The sequence below is a fragment of the Rhizobium sp. B230/85 genome (genome assembly GCF_019355735.1).
Lineage (GTDB): Bacteria > Pseudomonadota > Alphaproteobacteria > Rhizobiales > Rhizobiaceae > Rhizobium > Rhizobium rhododendri.
The window spans coordinates 148,800-166,556 of the sequence record NZ_CP072156.1 but is presented as its reverse complement, the minus strand read 5'-3'; the positions used below and the strand labels follow the sequence as shown (position 1 = coordinate 166,556).

The following is a 17,757-nucleotide window of genomic DNA, read 5'->3' as shown; positions in this document are numbered from 1 at the left end:
AACAGAAAAGGCGGCCCAAAGACCGCCCTTTCCAGATACTATTTTTGCGTCAAAGCCTGAAGGCTTATTCTGCAGCAGGTTCGGCGGCAGCGGCGGCTTCTTCAGCGGCCTTCGCCTTTGCTGCTTCGTCGGCGGCTTTTGCTTCAGCGGCTTCGGCTGCTGCCTTCTCGGCGGCCAGTGCCTGTGCTGCTGCGACCTTCTCAGCTTCGATGCGGGCCTTCTCTTCGGCCATTGCAGCGCGCTCGGCGTCGTTCAGCTTGCGGGCGCGGATACCGGTGTCTTCAACGATACGAGCCGACTTGCCGCGACGATCGCGCAGGTAGTACAGCTTGGCGCGACGGACCTTACCGCGACGGACAACGTCGACGCTTTCGATCATCGGCGAATACATCGGGAATACGCGCTCGACGCCTTCGCCGTAGGAAATCTTGCGAACCGTGAAGTTCTCGTGGATGCCACCGCCCGAACGGCCGATGCAGACGCCCTCATAGGCCTGCACGCGGGTGCGCGTACCTTCGGTTACCTTGACGTTGACGCGGAGCGTATCGCCCGGGGAGAATTCCGGCAGCTTGCGTACGGCTAAGATCTTGGCAGCCTGTTCGGCTTCCAGTTCCTGAATGATGTTCATTGGTCTAACCTTTTCGAGTTCTTCTGAAACAGCCAGAGCGCCCTGCCAGTATCCGTAGGTCGATGCCGCGGGATCTTGTCCTTTCGGACGGGGGCGAATTCACTATTATTTCTTTGCTGGTCGACGGGGTTGACCCCATGTCCGCGTGGGCAGTTACACCAAAATGCAAGGTTTGTCATCCCTCGCGCCGTATTTTTCTCGATCCGGGCTGTCGGCAATGGGGCCGATATCAGCGGCCGGACACGTCGGCATCGTCGAGCAGGTCGGGCCGGCGCGCTCGTGTCAGCTTCAAGGCCTCCTCGGCCTGCCACCTGGCGATGGCGCCGTGGTTGCCCGATGTCAGGACAGCCGGGATTTCGCGGCCTTCCCATTGCTGCGGGCGCGTATAATGCGGGTGCTCCAGCATGCCGTTTTCGAAGCTCTCGTGCGTCCCGGAGAGGTCGTTGCCCATGACGCCGGGCAGGATGCGGATGATGGCATCCAGCAGCACCAGCGCTGCCGGTTCGCCGCCGGAGAGGATGTAGTCGCCAATCGAGATTTCCTCGAGGTCGCGGGCATCGATCACACGCTGGTCGACGCCCTCGAAGCGGCCGCAGACGATGACGACGCCCGGCCCCGCCGCCAGCTGGCGGACGCGTTGCTGCGTCAAGGGCTTTCCGCGCGGGCTCATCAGCAGGCGGGGGCGACCATCTCCCGATCCGGCGTGGTCGATGGCGCGGGCGAGCACGTCTGGCTTCAACACCATGCCGGCGCCTCCGCCGGCCGGCGTGTCGTCGACGGTGCGGTGGCGATCGGTGGCAAAATCGCGGATCTGCAGCGTGTCGAGCGACCACTGGCCGCGCGCCGACGCCTTGCCTGCAAGAGATGTCGCGAGGTGGCCGGGAAACATCTCGGGATAGAGCGTCAGGATGGTCGCCCGGAAACTCATCTGACCTACTTCTTCGGGCGGTCGGTTTTCGGCGGCTGGCCGATGTCGGTCGGATCGTCAATCAGACCGGCAGCCATCGGGTCGATCAGCACCTTGCGGTTCTCGAGGTCGATCTCCAGCACGGCTGCTTCGGAAAAGGGGATCAGCACGGGGCGCTTGCCCGGCCCCTTCAGTTCCAGCAGGTCGCCGGCGCCAAAATCGTAGACGCCGCTGACGACGCCGTAGCCGACGCCCTTGGCATCGACGACTTCCAGACCCTCGAGGTCGGCGTAGAAGAATTCGTCGTCGTCGAGTTCGTCGTCCGGCAGGTCCTCGCGTTCGACGAACAGCTCGAGGCCGTTCAGCGCCTCGGCAGCCTCACGGTCGTTGATGCCGCGAAACCGGATGATGACGACAGTCTTGCTGGCGCGGATGTCCAGCACCTCGAACGTGCGGCCATCGGCGGCGTGCAGATTGCCGTATTCGGCAAGCGCCATCGGATCGGACGTATAGGAGCGCGCCCTGACTTCGCCGCGCAGGCCCTGCGCGCCGCCAAGTGTGGCCATCAGAATGGGGTTTTGGAGTTTCGCCATGACTATGCCGCAGATCGAATGAGGGTGAACATCGTTCTTCTCATAGAGGAACGGAGAACGATGGCAAATAAAAAGCGGGCGGCATGTCTCCATGCCACCCGCCCCGGTGATTGCCTGTGACGGCTTATTCGGCAGCAGCAGTCTCGGCAGCGGCGGCGATGTCGGCAGCCTTCTGGGCGCGTTCAGCGATACGCTCTTCGGCCTTCTTGCCTGGCTTTGCCTTTTCCGGGTTGCTGCGCGGATCGCGCTTGGCAACGCCAGCTTCAGACAGGAAGCGCAGGACGCGGTCGGTCGGCTGGGCGCCCTGGTCGATCCAATGCTGGATGCGGGCGGTGTCGAGTTCGACGCGCTTGGCATCTTCCTTGGCGAGCATCGGGTTCCACGAGCCGACCTTTTCGAGGAAGCGACCGTCGCGTGGCGAACGGGCGTCGGCAACGACGACGTGGTAGTAAGGACGCTTCTTGGAGCCACCGCGGGCGAGACGAATTTTCAGTGCCATTGTATCATACTCCTTCAGAGTGTTGTCAGGACGCCTTGGCGGGCGGCCTTTTGTCTTTCAGTTCTTGTCGATCATGCCTTGAATTCGGCGGCGATCTGTTCGTGGTGCCGGATGACTTCGGTAATGACGAAGTTCAGAAACTTCTCGGCGAAATCCGGGTCCAGATCGGCATCTTTGGCAAGCCGCCGCAGACGTTCGATCTGGTATTCCTCGCGCGCCGGATCAGCCGGCGGCAAATTGTACTTGGCCTTGAGAACGCCGACTGCCTTGGTGCAGCTGAAGCGTTCGGCCAACATGTGGACCAGCGCGGCGTCGATGTTGTCGATCGACTGACGGTAGCCGGAAAGCTGGGTCTTGACGTCGTTATCGGTCATTAGGGCGCTCCCTTACTTCTTCTTCGGCAGGCCGGGCAGGCCAGGAAAACCACCGCCAAGGCCGGGAAGCTTGGGGCCGCCGAGACCCGGCAGGCCACCCATTCCACCGCCCATGCCACCAAGCCCGGGCATGCTGCCGGGACGGCCGAGGCCAGCCGCCTCCGCCTGCTTCTGCAGGGCTTCCAGCTGCTTCGGATCGAGGCTGGAAAGATCGGGCATGCCGCCCATTCCGCCCATGCCGCCGAGGCCCATCTTGCCGGCAAGGCCACCCATCATCTGCTTCATCATGCCGCCCTTGCCCTTAGCCCCCATGGCTTTCATCATGTCGGCCATCTGGCGGTGCATCTTCAGGAGCTTGTTGATAGCGGCGGAATCGGTACCGGAGCCGGCGGCGATGCGCTTCTTGCGGGAATGCTTGAGGATATCCGGATTGGCGCGCTCGGCCTTGGTCATCGACTGGATGATGGCGATCTGGCGGCCAAACAGCTTGTCGTCGAGGCCGGCGGCGGCCATCTTGTCCTTCATGCCCGACATGCCGGGCATCATTCCCATGATGCCGCCCATGCCGCCCATCTTCTGCATCTGGCGCAGCTGGTCGGCGAGGTCGTTGAGGTCAAACTTGCCCTTGGCCATCTTGGCGGCCATGGCAGACGCCTTCTCGGCGTCGATATTCTCGGCGGCACGCTCGACGAGCGAGACGATGTCGCCCATGCCGAGAATGCGGTCGGCGATGCGGCGCGGATGGAACTCTTCCAGCTCGCCCATTTTTTCGCCGGTACCGATCAGCTTGATCGGCTTGCCGGTGACGGCGCGCATCGAAAGGGCCGCACCGCCACGGCCGTCGCCGTCCATGCGGGTCAGCACAAGACCGGTGATGCCGACGCGCTCGTCGAAATTCCGGGCAAGATTGACCGCGTCCTGGCCGGTCAGGCTATCGGCGACCAGCAGGATTTCGTGCGGGTTGGACTTGCGCTTGATCTCGGCCATCTCGACCATCAGCGGCTCGTCGATATGGGTGCGACCGGCGGTGTCGAGGATGACGACATCGTGGCCGCCAAGGCGGGCAGCCTGCACCGCGCGGGCGGCAATGTCTGTCGGTGACTGGCCGGCAATGATCGGCAGCACGTCGATGGAGGCCTGCACGCCGAGCTGGCGCAACTGCTCCTGGGCGGCCGGGCGCCGCGTATCGAGCGATGCCATCAGCACCTTCTTGCGGTCCCGTGTCGTCAGACGGTGGGCAATCTTGGCCGATGTCGTGGTCTTGCCCGAGCCCTGCAGGCCGACCATCATGATGACGACGGGGGCCGGCGCATTCAAATCGACGCCGACGCTGTCGGCACCGAGCATCTCGATCAGCTCGTCATGAACGATCTTGACGACCATCTGGCCGGGCTTGATCGACTTCAGGACTTCGGCGCCGATGGCCTTTTCACGGACGCGATCGGTAAAGCCACGCACGACGTCGAGCGCCACGTCGGCTTCGAGAAGAGCACGGCGAACCTCGCGCAGCGCTGCGGAAACATCGGCTTCCGACAAAGCGCCACGGCCGGTCAGTCCATTCAGAATGGAGCCAAGTCGGTCCTGGAGGTTTTCAAACATCAGCTCTTCCTTCTCGCTTCCGGTTTTTTGACCGCATATCGCCTCAGGGCATCGCGCGGCGTCGGCCGGAAACTTTGTTCTTTTCCTTGACGAAAACAAGACGCAAAGCCAAAAAGCACCCGAGGGCGCATCGCGCTGTCGGGTGTTGACCTCCGGGATCCAATTCCCTTGCGGGGTCCCGGTCGGCGGCTAGGAGGCTTGAGCTCGTCGCAGATGGGCGCGGTAAACAGCAATTGGGCGGGAAAGTCAAGATCGGCGAGGAAATTGCCCCGTCGCGAGTGCGGGATGGGTAATTCCGGGGGGCTGTGCTTGTTTTGGGAAAGCCCAGCCCTTGGGGTTCGTCGTCCTCCGGCGGTGGCTTGCGTTTGGATCCTCGGGTCAAGCCCGAGGATGAGGAACCCCGTGGGTGGGGTTGCCGTTTGAAGGTGGTGCGTGTGGACGGTATGGGGCGGTGGTGCTGGGTGGTTGGTGCGGGCTTGTCGACAGGCTTTAGCGGATGACCGTCATTCTGAAGTTGGCGCCTCAAACGCAGCCCTTGCATCGACAAAGCCAAGCCCCCACAATTCGTCATCCTCGGGCTCGACCCGAGGACCACCATGTTCACCACAGCTCGTAATACAGGTCCCTCCAATCCGGGTTGGTTTTTTCGATCAGATCGATCTTCCATTGGCGATACCAGCGCTTGAGGGACTTTTCGCGCTGGATGGCGTCCTGGATGTTGAAGTGCTCTTCGTACCAGGCCAGTTGCCGGCAGCCGTATGTGGCGGTGAAGCCGGGGGTGAGGGCTTCGCGGTGTTCGTGGATGCGGCGTGCGAGGTCCGAGGTCACTCCGATGTAGAGGGTGCCGTGCTTGTGGTTCGTGACGATGTAGGTGTAGCCGGTCATAGGCTCAATGTGCTCGCTTAGGTTGCTATTGGTCAAGCTTGGCGAGGTAGGCGGCCTGTCTTGAGCCGAGACTGGTAATTCGCGGCCATTTCCGCCATATACAGGCTCCAACAATGGAACGTCTGATGGGTGACACGGTCGAATTTGCGCGGATGAACGGGCTTGGCAACAAGATCCTGGTCGTCGACATGCGCGGTCGCAAGGACAAGGTGACGCCGGCGGCAGCGATTGCGCTGAATGCCGATCCGGCCACGCAGTTCGACCAGATCATGGCCATCCACGACCCGAAGGCCCAGGGCACCGACGCCTGGATCGATATCCTCAACTGCGATGGCACCAAGGCGCAGGCCTGCGGCAACGGTACGCGCTGCGTCGTGCAGGCGCTGTCGTCGGAGACCGGCCGCAAGGTTTTCACCTTCCAGACCGTCGCCGGCGTCCTCAATGCAGTCGAGCACGACGACGGGACGATTTCGGTCGACATGGGCAAGCCGGTGTTCGAATGGGGCAGGATCCCGCTGTCGGAAGAGTTCTTCGACACCAGCCGTATCGAACTGCAGATAGGCCCGATCGACGCGCCGATCCTGCATTCGCCTGCCGTGATGTCGATGGGTAATCCGCACGCGATCTTCTGGGTCGAGCGCGACGTGATGTCTTACGATCTCGCCCGTTTCGGACCGATGCTCGAAAACCATCCGATGTTTCCCGAAAAGGCCAATATCACACTGGCGCAGGTGACCTCGCCGTCGTCTATGATCACCCGCACCTGGGAGCGCGGCGCCGGGCTGACGCTTGCCTGCGGATCTGCCGCCTGTGCCGCCGGCGTCAGTGCTGCGCGCACCGGCCGCACCGGTCGCACCGTCGAGATCGACGTTGCCAGCAGCGTGCCGCGCGGCAAGCTTCAGATCGAATGGCGCGACGACGATCACGTCGTCATGACGGGTCCGGCCGAATGGGAGTGGTCGGGCAGGGTTGATCCGGCGACGGGCGTGTTTTCGCGCGACGAACACTCCGAAGTGGCGTCGGTGCGGTGAGCGGCGTGCAGGTCATTACCTTCGGCTGCAGGCTCAATACCTACGAATCCGAAGTGATGCGAGGCGAGGCTGAGAAGGCCGGGCTGAACAATGCCATCCTCGTCAACACCTGCGCGGTGACGGGCGAGGCAGTTCGCCAGGCGCGCCAGGCGATCCGGCGGGCGCGACGCGACAATCCGCATGCCCGCATCATCGTTTCAGGTTGTGCTGCCCAGACCGAGAAGCAGACCTTTGCCGAGATGCCCGAGGTCGACATGGTGCTCGGCAACGAAGAAAAGCTGGCCCAAACCTCTTACCGGGCATTGCCTGATTTCGGCGTTTCGGCGGAAGAAAAGCTGCGCGTCAACGACATCATGAGCGTCCGCCACACGGCGCCGCAGATGGTCAAACACATCGACGGGCATGTCCGCGCCTTCATCCAGGTGCAGAACGGCTGCGACCACCGCTGCACTTTCTGCATCATCCCCTACGGACGGGGCAATTCCCGCTCGGTGCCGATGGGATCAGTTGTCGAGCAGGCACGCCAGCTTGTGGCGTCAGGCTATGTCGAGATCGTGCTGACGGGCGTCGATGCCACCAGCTATGGCGGCGACCTGCCGGGCCGGCCGACGCTGGGGATGCTGGCCAAGACCCTTTTGCGCCAAGTGCCCGAAATCCGCCGGCTGCGGCTGTCGTCGATCGACAGCATCGAGGCCGACCGGCACCTGATCGACCTGATCGCCGACGAGCCGCGCTTCATGCCGCATCTGCACCTGTCTCTGCAGCATGGCGACGACATGATCCTGAAGCGGATGAAGCGCCGCCATTCGCGTGCCGAGGCGCTCGCCTTCTGCGCCGAGGTCCGGCGGCTGCGGCCGGGTATCAGCCTCGGCGCCGACATGATCGCCGGCTTCCCGACCGAGACAGAAGCGATGTTCGAGAATGCGGTGAGTATGGCGGAAGAAGCCGGGATCGCCCATCTGCATGTGTTTCCTTATAGTCCGCGGCCGGAGACGCCGGCAGCGCGCATGCCACAGCTCGACCGGGCCGTCGTCAAGGAGCGGGCAGCCCGGCTGCGTGCCACTGGTCTTCGGCTGCAGCAATCCCATCTGGATGGCATGGTCGGCACGATGCAATGGCTGCTTGTCGAAAACAACGGTATGGCGCATACGGAAAACTTCACGCTTGTCGCGGCTCCTGGCCTTGCGCCTCGTGCGCTAGTCCCGGCCGTCATCACCGGCCACGACGGCAAGCGCCTCGATATACAACTTGACGCCGCAAACGCGGCCTGACTGACGGAATTTTCATGGCGATCGGTTTCATCAAAAAAGTCTTCACCTTCCGCCACGACCAGCCGGGCTTCAACGAGGTTCCGGCCGAGTTGCTGCCGGACGAAGACAAGGGTCTTGCCGCAGAGCTGGAGCCGAAGAGCCGCGAGGAGCATCTGCCCGAGGCTGCCGATCCGGTCTTGCCGGCGGAAATGGAGACAGCCGGTGGGCCTGCGGCCGATGGGATCGTTGGCGATGCCGAGGACGATACGCCGCCGATCCTGCCGGTCGTCACTGCGCTGGACGATCTCGGCGTGACGCCACTGGCGTTGCTCGAAGCCGAGGCTGAGATTCCCGAGGGTGGGGCGACACCCCCCTCTGTCCCTGTGGGACATCTCCCCCACAAGGGGGGAGATCAGAAGGAGAGTGGCGCGGCTCCGACGACAATCCTCGACAGCCTGGCTGATTTCACATCCGAGGCCGTTCCGGCGCCAATCTCCCCCCTCGTGGGGGAGATGTCGGCGAAGCTGACAGAGGGGGGCGCTCTGGCGCCGCAGCCAACCATCCCGTCCCCTCCCATTCTCCCCAAGGGCTTTTCCACCGGTCCCGCCATTGTCGCGCCCGTCCCCGAAGCCCCGAAGACCACCTGGTTCCAGCGCCTGCGTGCAGGCCTGTCGCGGACCTCGTCGCAGCTGACCGGCCAGATCACGGCGCTGTTTACCAAGCGCAAGCTCGACGACCAGACGCTGCAGGACCTCGAGGACCTTCTGATCCAGGCCGACCTCGGCGTCGAGACGGCGCTGCGCATCACCGATGCGCTGGCCTCGGAGCGCTACGGCAAGGATGTGTCCGGCGAGGATGTCAGCCGCATCATGGCGGCCGAAATCGTCAAGGTGCTGAAGCCGGTGGCCAAGCCCCTGCAGCTCGACCTCAGCCACAAGCCGCACGTTATCCTCGTGGTCGGCGTCAACGGAACCGGCAAGACCACGACAATCGGCAAGCTGGCGTCCAAACTGTCGGGCTCCGGCCTGAAGGTGATGGTTGCTGCCGGCGATACGTTCCGCGCTGCGGCCATCGAGCAACTGAAGATCTGGGCCGACCGCACGAAGTCGACCTTTGTCGGCACCAAGATCGGTGCCGATGCCTCCGGTCTCGCCTTCGACGCCTTCCAGCAGGCGAAAGCCGATGGCACCGACGTGTTGATCATCGACACTGCCGGCCGGCTGCAGAACAAGAAGGAGCTGATGGACGAGCTCGAAAAGATCGTCCGCGTGCTCGGCAAGCTCGATCCCGAGGCGCCGCACACCGTGCTGCAGACGCTGGATGCGACGACCGGCCAGAATGCGCTCAACCAGGTCGAGATCTTCCGTAATGTCGCCGGCGTTAACGGTCTTATCATGACCAAGCTTGACGGCACCGCCCGCGGCGGCATTCTTGTCGCCATCTCGGCCAAGCATAAGCTGCCGGTCTATTTCATCGGCGTCGGCGAGGGGGTGGACGATCTCGAGCCGTTCGAGGCCGAGGAGTTCGCCCAGGCGATTGCGGGGATCGACGGATAGCAACCGGCGCCATAGATAAGCCATCGACGCCGATCATGGCGCAACGGGATTTTGGACCAGGGTCAGGACGGATAATGACGAGCAGCGAAAGCGACGTAACACCCAGCACGGCGGATCGTCAGAATCCGATGTTGAAGATGGCGCTCGAGATCGGGCCGCTGATGGTGTTCTTCTTTGCCAACCTGCGCGGCCCCTGGCTGGTGGCGCAGTTCCCGGCGCTTTCAGCGCTGGGCGGTCCGCTGTTTGTCGCCACCGGGTTGTTCATGGCCGCAACAATCCTGTCGCTGATCGTCTCGAAATTCGTGCTCGGCCACCTGCCGATCATGCCGTTCGTCTCCGGCATCGTCGTGCTGGTATTCGGCTCGCTGTCGATCTACCTGCAGGACGAGACCTTCATCAAGATGAAGCCGACGATCATCAATGCGCTGTTCGGCTGCGCGTTGCTCGGCGGCCTGCTGTTCGGCAAGTCGCTGCTCGGCTATGTCTTCAACGCCGCCTTCCAGCTCGATGCCGAGGGCTGGCGCAAGCTGAGCGTGCGCTGGGGCGTGTTCTTCCTGTTCCTGGCCGTGCTCAACGAAGTCATCTGGCGGAATTTCTCCGATGATTTCTGGGTCGCCTTCAAGGTCTGGGGGACGATGCCGATCACCATCCTGTTCACGCTTTCGCAGATGCCGCTGATCATGAAGCACACGGTGCAGCCGCCTGCTGCCACGGACGCGGAGAAATGACGGTCGTCGGCGACACGCAGCGCCAGGCGAGCCGTCATACGGCTTGGTTCGTCGCTTGCCTGGCGGTGCTGCTGGTACAGATCGTTGCCGAGCACCTGATGGGGCGGGTTGCCATCTGCACCTGCGGATACGTCAAATTGTTCGAGCCTGCGGTCAATTCCAGCGGCAACTCGCAGCATCTTGCCGACTGGTACACGCCGTCGCACATCATCCACGGCTTCCTGTTTTTTGGCCTGACGCATCTGATCCTGCGGGCAAAACCCCTGTCCATGCGGCTGTTCGTTGCCATGCTGATCGAATCGGGTTGGGAGATCCTCGAAAACTCGCCCATCATCATCGACCGCTACCGGGCGACGACGATCTCGCTCGCCTATGTCGGCGACAGCATCCTGAATTCGGCGATGGATACCGTGTTCATGGCCGTCGGCTTCTTCTTTGCCTGGCGGGCGCCCGTCTGGCTGACGATAGCCATCGCCATCTTCTTCGAACTCCTCACCGGCTGGCTGATCCGCGACAACCTCACCCTGAACGTGCTGATGCTGGTCTGGCCGGTCGACGCAGTCAAGACCTGGCAGGCGGCGCTTTAGGTCTGGCAGGCTGCGCTGTAAAATCTCGTTTTCAAAGGGTTACCCCACGCCCCTCATTCCTGTGACAAGCACAGGGGTGAGGGAGGAAAGGGCGGCGACTGACGCGTTTGGGGTAGCCAGGTGCGAGCGGTCGCCCGCTGCGCGGTGCGGGCAATAGCAAGCGTATGATGCTACGAACCGTGTCCCAGGGCCTTGTCGATTGCCGGGTACAGGCCTTCCTTCAGGCTGAGAGCATCGAACGGGCCGACGCGTTTGTAGACGATGGTGCCGTCAGGTGCGACGAGGTAGGATTCGGGGATTCCGTAGACGCCCCAGTCGATTGCGGCTGCGCCCCTCGGATCGATGCCGATCGCCTTGAACGGATTGCCGAGTTCGCCAAGGAAGCGCAAGGCATTCTCCGGCTGGTCCTTGTAGTTGATGGCAACCACATTCAGCCGCCCGTCTTTCGCCAGTTCCTTCAGCAGCGGATGTTCCTCGCGGCAGGGAATGCACCAGGACGCAAAGACGTTGACCAGCGTCAGCTTGCCCTTGATCGCCGCATCCGTCAGCGCCGGCAGATTGGCGCCATCGAGTGGCGGCAGCGCCAGCGACGGCGCTTTCCGGCCAATCAGGGCCGAGGGAATGGTGGCGATGTCCTTGCCGTGAAAATCCTGGTCGTAGAGCATCTTGCCAGCCGTGCCGGCAATCACCCCGAACACCAACAATGGCAGCAGGGCTGCGGCATAGCGGCCTAGACCGCGCGGCTTTGGCGCCGGGTGCTGATCGGTGCTTTCGGCCATCAGGACGTGGCTTCCTTCTTGCGCTGCGAGCGCCGGCGGATACCGGAGGCTTCCAGCGCCGCCAGTTCGCGGCGACGCAGGCGACCGTCGATCCAGGTCCAGCTGATGAGTGCGATCACGGTCAGTGCGGCAAAGCCGTAGGAGCCATAGACGTAGAAGGCGTGGTCCATCGTCTTAGCCCTCCCGGCTTGCCATGCGGGCGGCAAGGCGGCGCTGGGCGGCTATGCGGCGGCGCCAGATCTCATTGCGGATCGCCATCAGGTGCAGCGTGAAGAATAGCAGCGTAAAGGCCAGCGCCATGACGAACAGCGGCCAGAGAAATTCCGGCGCGATGGTCGGGCCGTCTAGTCGCATGATGCTTTCCGACTGGTGCAGCGTGTTCCACCACTCGACCGAAAACTTGATGATCGGGATGTTGACGAAGCCGACGAGGATCAGCACCGCGCTCACCCGCGCACCGCGCGAGGGATCGTCGATGGCGCGATTGAGCGCGATCAGGCCGAGATACATCAGGAACAGGATGAAGACGGAGGTCAGGCGGGCATCCCAGACCCAGTAGGTGCCCCACATCGGCTTGCCCCAGAGCGAGCCGGTTACCAGCGCCAGCAGGGTGAAGGCGGCGCCGAGCGGGGCCGCGGCCTTGGCGGCAACATCGGCCAGCGGATGGCGCCAGACCAGCGTGCCGATGGCAGCCACGCTCATCACCGTATAGCACATCATCGACAGCCAGGCGGCCGGCACGTGGATGTACATGATCCGCACGGTGTCGCCCTGCTGGTAGTCCGCATCCGTCGAGAAACAGAGGTATATTCCGATGACCGAGAGCATCGCCGTCAGCGCAGCCAGCCAGGGAATGACGCGGCTTGCCAGCGCCAGAAACCGGGTCGGGTTGGCCAGATCGGAAAACCGGCTCAGTGTCGGGCTGACTTCGCTCATCGATTTTCCTTAGCGCGATATTGTGAAGCCTGCAATTCAAAGGCTGCTGGCAAGGCGATCAATCCGGCGTGCTCCTGAGAGCCAGCGCAGCGGCGGCCGGTCCGAGGACCGCGAAGAACAGCGTCAGGGCGATGAGGATCAGGAAGGGCGGCAGGAACGGGGCCGGGCCTTCGACGGCGGCATAGGTGGCGGAAACACCGAAGATCAGCACCGGGATAGCCAGCGGCAGGATCAGGATCGACACCAGCAAGCCGCCGCGCGGCAGGGCAACGGCAACGGCAGCACCGACCGCGCCGATCAGCGTGATGGCCGGCGAGCCGACCAGCAACGTCAGCATGGTGGCGCCGATCGCCGTCTCGCTCATGTTCATGAACAGCCCGAGAAGCGGCGAGGCGATCACCAGCGGCAGCCCCGTGGCTGTCCAGTGGGCCGCGCATTTGACGAGCACGGTCAGCACCAGCGGCGTTTCCTGCATCAACAGCAGATCGAGCGAGCCGTCATCGCGCTCCGCCTGGAACAGCCGGTCGAGGCCGAGCAACGCCGACAGCAGCGCACCGATCCAGACGATAGCCGGCCCGATGCGGGCAAGCAGTTTCAGGTCCGGCCCGACACCGAAGGGGATCACGGCAACGACGGTCAGAAAGAACAGCACCCCGATCAGCGCACCGCCGCCAGAGCGAACGGAAAGCTTGAGGTCGCGAAGAAAGAGAGCGATCATTGTCCGCCTCCGACATGGCGAGGGCAGTTGCAAGCTTCGGAGGGCAAGGCATCCACCTCCCTCATTCCTGTGCTAGTCACAGGAATCCAGTCGCCCAAGTCCTTGGGCGAAAGCCTCTTTGCCGAGCAACAGTGAGTCGTCTCACGGCGCAGACGCGCCGTGGCTGGATTCCTGTGACAAGCACAGGAATGAGGGAAGAGGGGGTTGGGAATGAGGGACATATAGTGGGCCTGCACGTGTGGGAGAGAGGCCGCACGGTCAGAGTGTGGGGTTGGGAGTGGTAGGGGCCAAGCGATCAATCGCATGACTCCTCTCCGGAAGCAGCAAAACCTGTCATCACCGGACCGCATGCGATGCCCAGCCCGATTGGCTTGTGCATTGCGACCAGTGTTTCGGGAGGGCGCTACATCCACCTCCCTCATTCCTGTGCTTGTCACAGGAATCCAGTCGCCCAAGTCCTTGGGCGAAAGCCTCTTTGCCGAGCAACAGTGAGTCGTCTCACGGCGCAGACGCGCCGTGGCTGGATTCCTGTGACAAGCACAGGAATGAGGGAAGAGGGGGTTGGGAATGAGGGACATATAGTGGGCCTGCACGTGTGGGAGAGAGGCCGCACGGTCAGAGTGTGGGGTTGGGAGTGGTAGGGGCCAAGCGATCAATCGCATGACTCCTCTCCGGAAGCAGCAAAACCTGTCATCGCCGGCCCGCATGCGATGCCCAGTCCGATTGGCTTGTGTATTGCGACCAGTGTTTCGGGAGGGCGCTGCATCCACCTCCCTCATTCCTGTGCTTGTCACAGGAATCCAGTCGCCCAAGTCCTTGGGCGAAAGCCTCTTTGCCGAGCAACAGTGAGTCGTCTCACGGCGCAGACGCGCCGTGGCTGGATTCCTGTGACGGGCACAGGAATGAGGGAAGAGGGGAGAGGGTAAGGCAGGGGTACTTGTACGTGTCCGGTGACCCCGCTCTTGTTGTGGAGGTGGCGCGTGAACATCGGGATGGCTTGGCAGCGGCAAACTTGGAACCATCAACCCCATACTCCCTCATCCACACCGACAAATCCGGTCATCGCCAGTTCGCGGGTGTTATCCAGTCCGAGGGGCTGGTGGGTGGCTGCGAGGACAATGCCGCCGCGCTGCTGGTGCTTGGTGATCAGGTCGGCAAACAGGAGGTCGGCGTTGGCGTCGAGGGCTGCCGTGGGTTCGTCGAGGATCCAGACCGGGCGGTGGGCGACGAGCAGCTTGGCGAAGGCCATCCGGCGCTGCTGGCCGGCGGAGAGGTAGCCGAAGGGCAGGTGCAGGATGGCGGCAAGGCCGACGGCCTGGGCTGCTTCCTCCACGGACACCCCGCCGTCAGACCCGAGGAACGTGCGCCAGAAGGACAGGTTCTCGGCGACGGTAAGCTCGTTTTTCATCGCGTTGCGGTGGCCGAAATAGTGGCTGACCTCGCCCACCGGACGCTCCGATTCTCCTGCCCCGTCGACGCAGACGATCCTGCCCTTTTCGGCCGCCAGAAGACCGGCGACAACACGCAGGAGGGTCGATTTTCCGGAGCCGTTCGGGCCGGTTAATATCAGGGCCTCGCCGGCTCGCAAGTGAAAGGAAATGTTAACGAAAATCAGATCTTCGCCCCGCCTGGCAGCCAGGTTTTCGGCACTCAGATGCATTGGCGGAGGCTTTCCCGGTTGGCATGACGCATGTGCAAAAAATTGTCCGATTTTGGGCTTGCCTGCTATGGCAAGTTTTTTGGAAATTATCTATAAGACCTGCAACCACGCCAGCGGTCGGCGTGAACTTCATCCTAGCGCCGAACTTGCGGTTGTCTCAAGGCAACCTCACGTGCGGACAGCGGAAATGGCCGTACCCGCATCCTGATGTGCATTACGTGCATAGGCGTCCACACGACTGTGTTGGCTATCAGAAACGGGGTCTCTCGTGTCTAAATCTCTCGACAGTTTCAATTGCCGCTCCACGCTCAGCGTGAACGGAAAGGATTATGTTTACTACAGCCTGCCCAAGGCTGAGGCAAACGGCCTTTCCGGTATTTCCAAGCTGCCTTATTCCATGAAGGTCGTCCTGGAAAACCTGCTGCGCAACGAAGACGGCCGCTCGGTTGTCAAAAAGGACATCGAAAGCGTTGCCGCCTGGCTCATCGACAAGGGCACCGCTGAAAGCGAAATCGCATACCGTCCGGCCCGCGTGCTGATGCAAGACTTCACCGGCGTTCCCGCCGTGGTCGATCTCGCCGCCATGCGCGATGCCATGGTGGCGCTGGGTGGCGATCCGGAAAAGATCAACCCGCTGGTTCCCGTCGACCTGGTCATCGACCACTCCGTCATCGTCGACGAATTCGGCACGCCGACGGCACTCGCGCGCAACGTCGAACTCGAATACGAGCGCAACGGCGAACGCTATCGCTTCCTCAAATGGGGCCAGCAGGCCTTCAAGAATTTCCGCGTCGTTCCTCCGGGCACGGGTATCTGTCATCAGGTGAACCTCGAATATCTCGGCCAGACTGTCTGGACGAAGGAAGAGGATGGGGAAACGGTGGCTTACCCCGACACCTGCGTCGGTACCGATAGCCACACGACGATGATCAACGGTCTTGGCGTTCTCGGCTGGGGCGTCGGTGGCATCGAAGCCGAAGCTGCCATGCTCGGCCAACCTGTTTCCATGCTCCTGCCCGAAGTCATCGGCTTCAAGCTGACCGGCAAGCTCAAGGAAGGCTGCACCGCGACCGACCTCGTGCTGATGGTCGTGCAGATGCTGCGCAAGAAGGGCGTTGTTTCGAAGTTCGTCGAATTCTTCGGTGCCGGTCTCGACAACATGTCGCTTGCCGACCGTGCCACAATCGGCAACATGGGCCCGGAATACGGTGCGACCTGCGGCTTCTTCCCGGTCGACAGCGAAACCATCAACTATCTCACCATGTCCGGCCGCACCACCGACCGGATCGCGCTCGTCGAAGCCTATTCGAAGGCGCAAGGCATGTGGCGCGACAATGACGGGTCCGAGATTGTCTTCACCGACACGCTGGAACTCGATCTCGGCGACGTCGTGCCTGCCATGGCCGGGCCGAAGCGTCCCGAAGGCCGCGTGCCGCTGGAAAGCATCGCCGCCGGTTTCGCTGCTGCTCTCGAAGCCGACTACAAGAAGCCGGGCCAGATCGACATGCGCTATGCTGTCGAGGGTACGGACTACGACCTCGGCCACGGCGACGTGGCAATTGCCGCGATCACCTCCTGCACCAACACGTCCAATCCGTCGGTGCTGATCGCCGCCGGCCTGCTCGCCCGCAACGCCGTTGCCAAGGGCCTGAAGTCAAAGCCCTGGGTAAAGACATCGCTGGCACCCGGTAGCCAGGTCGTTGCCGAATACCTGTCGAAGTCCGGCCTGCAGACCGATCTCGACACGCTCGGCTTCAATCTCGTCGGCTTCGGCTGCACCACCTGCATTGGCAATTCCGGCCCGCTGCCGGCGCCGGTCTCCAAGACAATCAACGACAAGGGCCTGATTGCAGCCGGCGTTCTTTCCGGCAACCGCAATTTCGAAGGTCGCGTGTCGCCTGATGTGCAGGCGAACTACCTCGCATCGCCGCCGCTGGTCGTCGCCTACGCGCTGGCGGGCTCGGTGCAGATCGACCTGACCAGTGAACCGCTCGGCGAAGACAAGGATGGCAATCCGGTGTTCCTCAAGGACATCTGGCCGACCTCGCACGAAATCCAGGAATTCATCCTGAAATACGTCACCCGCGAACTGTACGAGAGCAAGTATGCTGACGTCTTCAAGGGCGACGTCAACTGGCAGGCCGTGCAGGTTCCTCCGGGCCAGACCTACGCCTGGGACGACAATTCGACCTATGTCCAGAACCCGCCCTACTTCGTCGGCATGGGCAAGAGCGGCTCCGGCATCTCCGATATCAAGGGTGCCCGCGTCCTGGGCCTGTTCGGCGACAAGATCACCACCGACCACATCTCGCCTGCCGGCTCAATCAAGGCAGCGTCGCCAGCCGGCGCCTACCTGCTTGAGCACCATGTCGGCGTTGCCGACTTCAACCAGTACGGCACGCGTCGCGGCAACCACGAAGTGATGATGCGCGGCACCTTCGCCAACATCCGCATCCGCAACCACATGCTCGGCCCGAACGGCAAGGAAGGTGGCTACACCATCCACTACCCGTCCAAGGAAGAGGAATCGATCTACGATGCGGCCATGCAGTACAAGGCCGAAGGCGTGCCGCTGGTGATCTTCGCCGGTGTCGAATATGGCAACGGCTCGTCGCGTGACTGGGCTGCCAAGGGCACCAACCTGCTCGGCGTCAAGGCCGTCATCGCCCAGTCGTTCGAGCGTATCCACCGCTCCAACCTGGTCGGCATGGGCGTCATCCCGTTCGTCTTCGAAGAAGGCACGACCTGGGCCTCGCTGGCACTGAAGGGCGACGAGACCGTCACCATCGAAGGCCTCGAGAACATCAAGCCGCGCGAGAAGAAGACTGCCGTCATCACTTACGGCGACGGCACTGTGAAGAACGTGCCGCTCATCTGCCGCGTCGATACGCTCGATGAGGTTGTCTACCTCAACAACGGCGGCATCCTGCAGACGGTTCTGCGCGATCTCGCTGCCTGATAGACAATGCAGGCCACAGACAGGCGCCGCCGGAGAGAAATCTCCGGCGGCGTTGTTCTTTCACGGTG

At 62.6% G+C, this 17,757-nt stretch carries 18 protein-coding genes; 6 read left to right on the top strand and 12 right to left on the bottom strand.

Translation table 11 applies throughout. From position 1 onward, the window contains the following. Positions 1 to 64: 64 nt before the first annotated feature. The 7 genes from rplS to J5289_RS00825 all read right to left on the bottom strand — a co-directional run bounded on the left by rplS (position 65) and on the right by J5289_RS00825 (position 5,485). A complete protein-coding gene (gene rplS, locus J5289_RS00855) occupies positions 65 to 628 on the bottom strand; it encodes a 50S ribosomal protein L19 (RefSeq protein WP_142824650.1) in 564 nt (187 codons plus the stop codon). A gap of 229 nt (positions 629 to 857) precedes the next feature. After that, positions 858 to 1,556 (bottom strand): tRNA (guanosine(37)-N1)-methyltransferase TrmD, encoded by a 699-nt coding sequence (gene trmD / locus J5289_RS00850; RefSeq protein ID WP_209185301.1) that lies wholly within the window; start codon positions 1,554 to 1,556, stop codon positions 858 to 860. A gap of 5 nt (positions 1,557 to 1,561) precedes the next feature. Then, a complete protein-coding gene (rimM, locus tag J5289_RS00845; RefSeq protein ID WP_111219632.1) occupies positions 1,562 to 2,128 on the bottom strand; it encodes a ribosome maturation factor RimM in 567 nt (188 codons plus the stop codon). Between the two features lie 124 nt (positions 2,129 to 2,252). Continuing rightward, entirely contained in the window at positions 2,253 to 2,627 is a 375-nt protein-coding gene (gene rpsP / locus J5289_RS00840; RefSeq protein ID WP_111219634.1) for a 30S ribosomal protein S16, read from the bottom strand. A 71-nt stretch (positions 2,628 to 2,698) separates the two neighbouring features. Then, a complete protein-coding gene (locus tag J5289_RS00835; RefSeq protein ID WP_142824652.1) occupies positions 2,699 to 3,001 on the bottom strand; it encodes a chorismate mutase in 303 nt (100 codons plus the stop codon). A gap of 12 nt (positions 3,002 to 3,013) precedes the next feature. Next, complete coding sequence (ffh, locus tag J5289_RS00830; protein WP_142824653.1) at positions 3,014 to 4,600, bottom strand: signal recognition particle protein; 1,587 nt, start codon at positions 4,598 to 4,600, stop codon at positions 3,014 to 3,016. 600 nt (positions 4,601 to 5,200) lie between these two features. Beyond that, the gene (locus tag J5289_RS00825) at positions 5,201 to 5,485 is read right to left on the bottom strand and encodes a GIY-YIG nuclease family protein (protein WP_209185300.1); all 285 of its coding nucleotides are present in this window, start codon (positions 5,483 to 5,485) and stop codon (positions 5,201 to 5,203) included. Between the two features lie 125 nt (positions 5,486 to 5,610). On the opposite strand from J5289_RS00825, the gene dapF reads away from it, so the two are divergent. The 5 genes from dapF to J5289_RS00800 all read left to right on the top strand — a co-directional run bounded on the left by dapF (position 5,611) and on the right by J5289_RS00800 (position 10,637). Next, positions 5,611 to 6,516, top strand: a complete 906-nt coding sequence (dapF, locus tag J5289_RS00820) for a diaminopimelate epimerase (protein ID WP_209185299.1) — start codon at positions 5,611 to 5,613, stop codon at positions 6,514 to 6,516. Continuing rightward, positions 6,513 to 7,787, top strand: a complete 1,275-nt coding sequence (mtaB, locus tag J5289_RS00815) for a tRNA (N(6)-L-threonylcarbamoyladenosine(37)-C(2))-methylthiotransferase MtaB (protein WP_209185298.1) — start codon at positions 6,513 to 6,515, stop codon at positions 7,785 to 7,787. The genes dapF and mtaB overlap by 4 nt, the downstream gene beginning before the upstream one ends. Positions 7,788 to 7,801: 14 nt before the next feature. Further along, positions 7,802 to 9,322 carry a signal recognition particle-docking protein FtsY gene (ftsY, locus tag J5289_RS00810; protein ID WP_209185297.1) on the top strand — a complete coding sequence of 507 codons (1,521 nt, stop codon included), beginning with the start codon at positions 7,802 to 7,804 and terminating at the stop codon, positions 9,320 to 9,322. A 74-nt stretch (positions 9,323 to 9,396) separates the two neighbouring features. Next, positions 9,397 to 10,050, top strand: coding sequence for a septation protein A (locus J5289_RS00805; RefSeq protein WP_209185296.1), 654 nt, complete (start codon positions 9,397 to 9,399; stop codon positions 10,048 to 10,050). After that, positions 10,047 to 10,637 (top strand): DUF2585 domain-containing protein, encoded by a 591-nt coding sequence (locus J5289_RS00800; RefSeq protein WP_209185295.1) that lies wholly within the window; start codon positions 10,047 to 10,049, stop codon positions 10,635 to 10,637. The genes J5289_RS00805 and J5289_RS00800 overlap by 4 nt, the downstream gene beginning before the upstream one ends. A gap of 170 nt (positions 10,638 to 10,807) precedes the next feature. Here the strand turns inward: J5289_RS00800 and J5289_RS00795 are convergent, their stop codons facing one another. The 5 genes from J5289_RS00795 to ccmA all read right to left on the bottom strand — a co-directional run bounded on the left by J5289_RS00795 (position 10,808) and on the right by ccmA (position 14,730). Then, complete coding sequence (locus J5289_RS00795; protein ID WP_209185294.1) at positions 10,808 to 11,416, bottom strand: DsbE family thiol:disulfide interchange protein; 609 nt, start codon at positions 11,414 to 11,416, stop codon at positions 10,808 to 10,810. Beyond that, entirely contained in the window at positions 11,416 to 11,586 is a 171-nt protein-coding gene (ccmD, locus tag J5289_RS00790) for a heme exporter protein CcmD (RefSeq protein WP_209185293.1), read from the bottom strand. The genes J5289_RS00795 and ccmD overlap by 1 nt, the downstream gene beginning before the upstream one ends. A gap of 4 nt (positions 11,587 to 11,590) precedes the next feature. Then, positions 11,591 to 12,352 (bottom strand): heme ABC transporter permease, encoded by a 762-nt coding sequence (locus J5289_RS00785; RefSeq protein ID WP_209185292.1) that lies wholly within the window; start codon positions 12,350 to 12,352, stop codon positions 11,591 to 11,593. Positions 12,353 to 12,410: 58 nt separating this feature from the next. Beyond that, a complete protein-coding gene (gene ccmB, locus J5289_RS00780) occupies positions 12,411 to 13,070 on the bottom strand; it encodes a heme exporter protein CcmB (RefSeq protein ID WP_111219658.1) in 660 nt (219 codons plus the stop codon). A 1,021-nt stretch (positions 13,071 to 14,091) separates the two neighbouring features. Next, on the bottom strand, positions 14,092 to 14,730 hold the full coding sequence (gene ccmA, locus J5289_RS00775; RefSeq protein WP_209185291.1) for a heme ABC exporter ATP-binding protein CcmA: 639 nt from the start codon (positions 14,728 to 14,730) through the stop codon (positions 14,092 to 14,094). A gap of 268 nt (positions 14,731 to 14,998) precedes the next feature. Here ccmA and acnA point away from each other — a divergent pair, with 268 nt between their 5' ends. Continuing rightward, the gene (acnA, locus tag J5289_RS00770) at positions 14,999 to 17,689 is read left to right on the top strand and encodes an aconitate hydratase AcnA (protein ID WP_209185290.1); all 2,691 of its coding nucleotides are present in this window, start codon (positions 14,999 to 15,001) and stop codon (positions 17,687 to 17,689) included. The last annotated feature ends 68 nt before the right edge of the window (positions 17,690 to 17,757 follow it).

What these genes read in the sequence shown, in the direction of transcription:
- ccmB (WP_111219658.1), bottom strand. Translation starts at nt 13,070, where the DNA reads ATGATCGCTCTCTTTCTTCGCGACCTCAAGCTTTCCGTTCGCTCTGGC.
- J5289_RS00785 (WP_209185292.1), bottom strand. Translation starts at nt 12,352, where the DNA reads ATGAGCGAAGTCAGCCCGACACTGAGCCGGTTTTCCGATCTGGCCAAC.
- J5289_RS00835 (WP_142824652.1), bottom strand. Translation starts at nt 3,001, where the DNA reads ATGACCGATAACGACGTCAAGACCCAGCTTTCCGGCTACCGTCAGTCG.
- J5289_RS00795 (WP_209185294.1), bottom strand. Translation starts at nt 11,416, where the DNA reads ATGGCCGAAAGCACCGATCAGCACCCGGCGCCAAAGCCGCGCGGTCTA.
- trmD (WP_209185301.1), bottom strand. Translation starts at nt 1,556, where the DNA reads ATGAGTTTCCGGGCGACCATCCTGACGCTCTATCCCGAGATGTTTCCC.
- ccmA (WP_209185291.1), bottom strand. Translation starts at nt 14,730, where the DNA reads ATGCATCTGAGTGCCGAAAACCTGGCTGCCAGGCGGGGCGAAGATCTG.
- rimM (WP_111219632.1), bottom strand. Translation starts at nt 2,128, where the DNA reads ATGGCGAAACTCCAAAACCCCATTCTGATGGCCACACTTGGCGGCGCG.
- rplS (WP_142824650.1), bottom strand. Translation starts at nt 628, where the DNA reads ATGAACATCATTCAGGAACTGGAAGCCGAACAGGCTGCCAAGATCTTA.
- ffh (WP_142824653.1), bottom strand. Translation starts at nt 4,600, where the DNA reads ATGTTTGAAAACCTCCAGGACCGACTTGGCTCCATTCTGAATGGACTG.
- J5289_RS00805 (WP_209185296.1), top strand. Translation starts at nt 9,397, where the DNA reads ATGACGAGCAGCGAAAGCGACGTAACACCCAGCACGGCGGATCGTCAG.
- J5289_RS00800 (WP_209185295.1), top strand. Translation starts at nt 10,047, where the DNA reads ATGACGGTCGTCGGCGACACGCAGCGCCAGGCGAGCCGTCATACGGCT.
- ftsY (WP_209185297.1), top strand. Translation starts at nt 7,802, where the DNA reads ATGGCGATCGGTTTCATCAAAAAAGTCTTCACCTTCCGCCACGACCAG.
- J5289_RS00825 (WP_209185300.1), bottom strand. Translation starts at nt 5,485, where the DNA reads ATGACCGGCTACACCTACATCGTCACGAACCACAAGCACGGCACCCTC.
- ccmD (WP_209185293.1), bottom strand. Translation starts at nt 11,586, where the DNA reads ATGGACCACGCCTTCTACGTCTATGGCTCCTACGGCTTTGCCGCACTG.
- rpsP (WP_111219634.1), bottom strand. Translation starts at nt 2,627, where the DNA reads ATGGCACTGAAAATTCGTCTCGCCCGCGGTGGCTCCAAGAAGCGTCCT.
- dapF (WP_209185299.1), top strand. Translation starts at nt 5,611, where the DNA reads ATGGGTGACACGGTCGAATTTGCGCGGATGAACGGGCTTGGCAACAAG.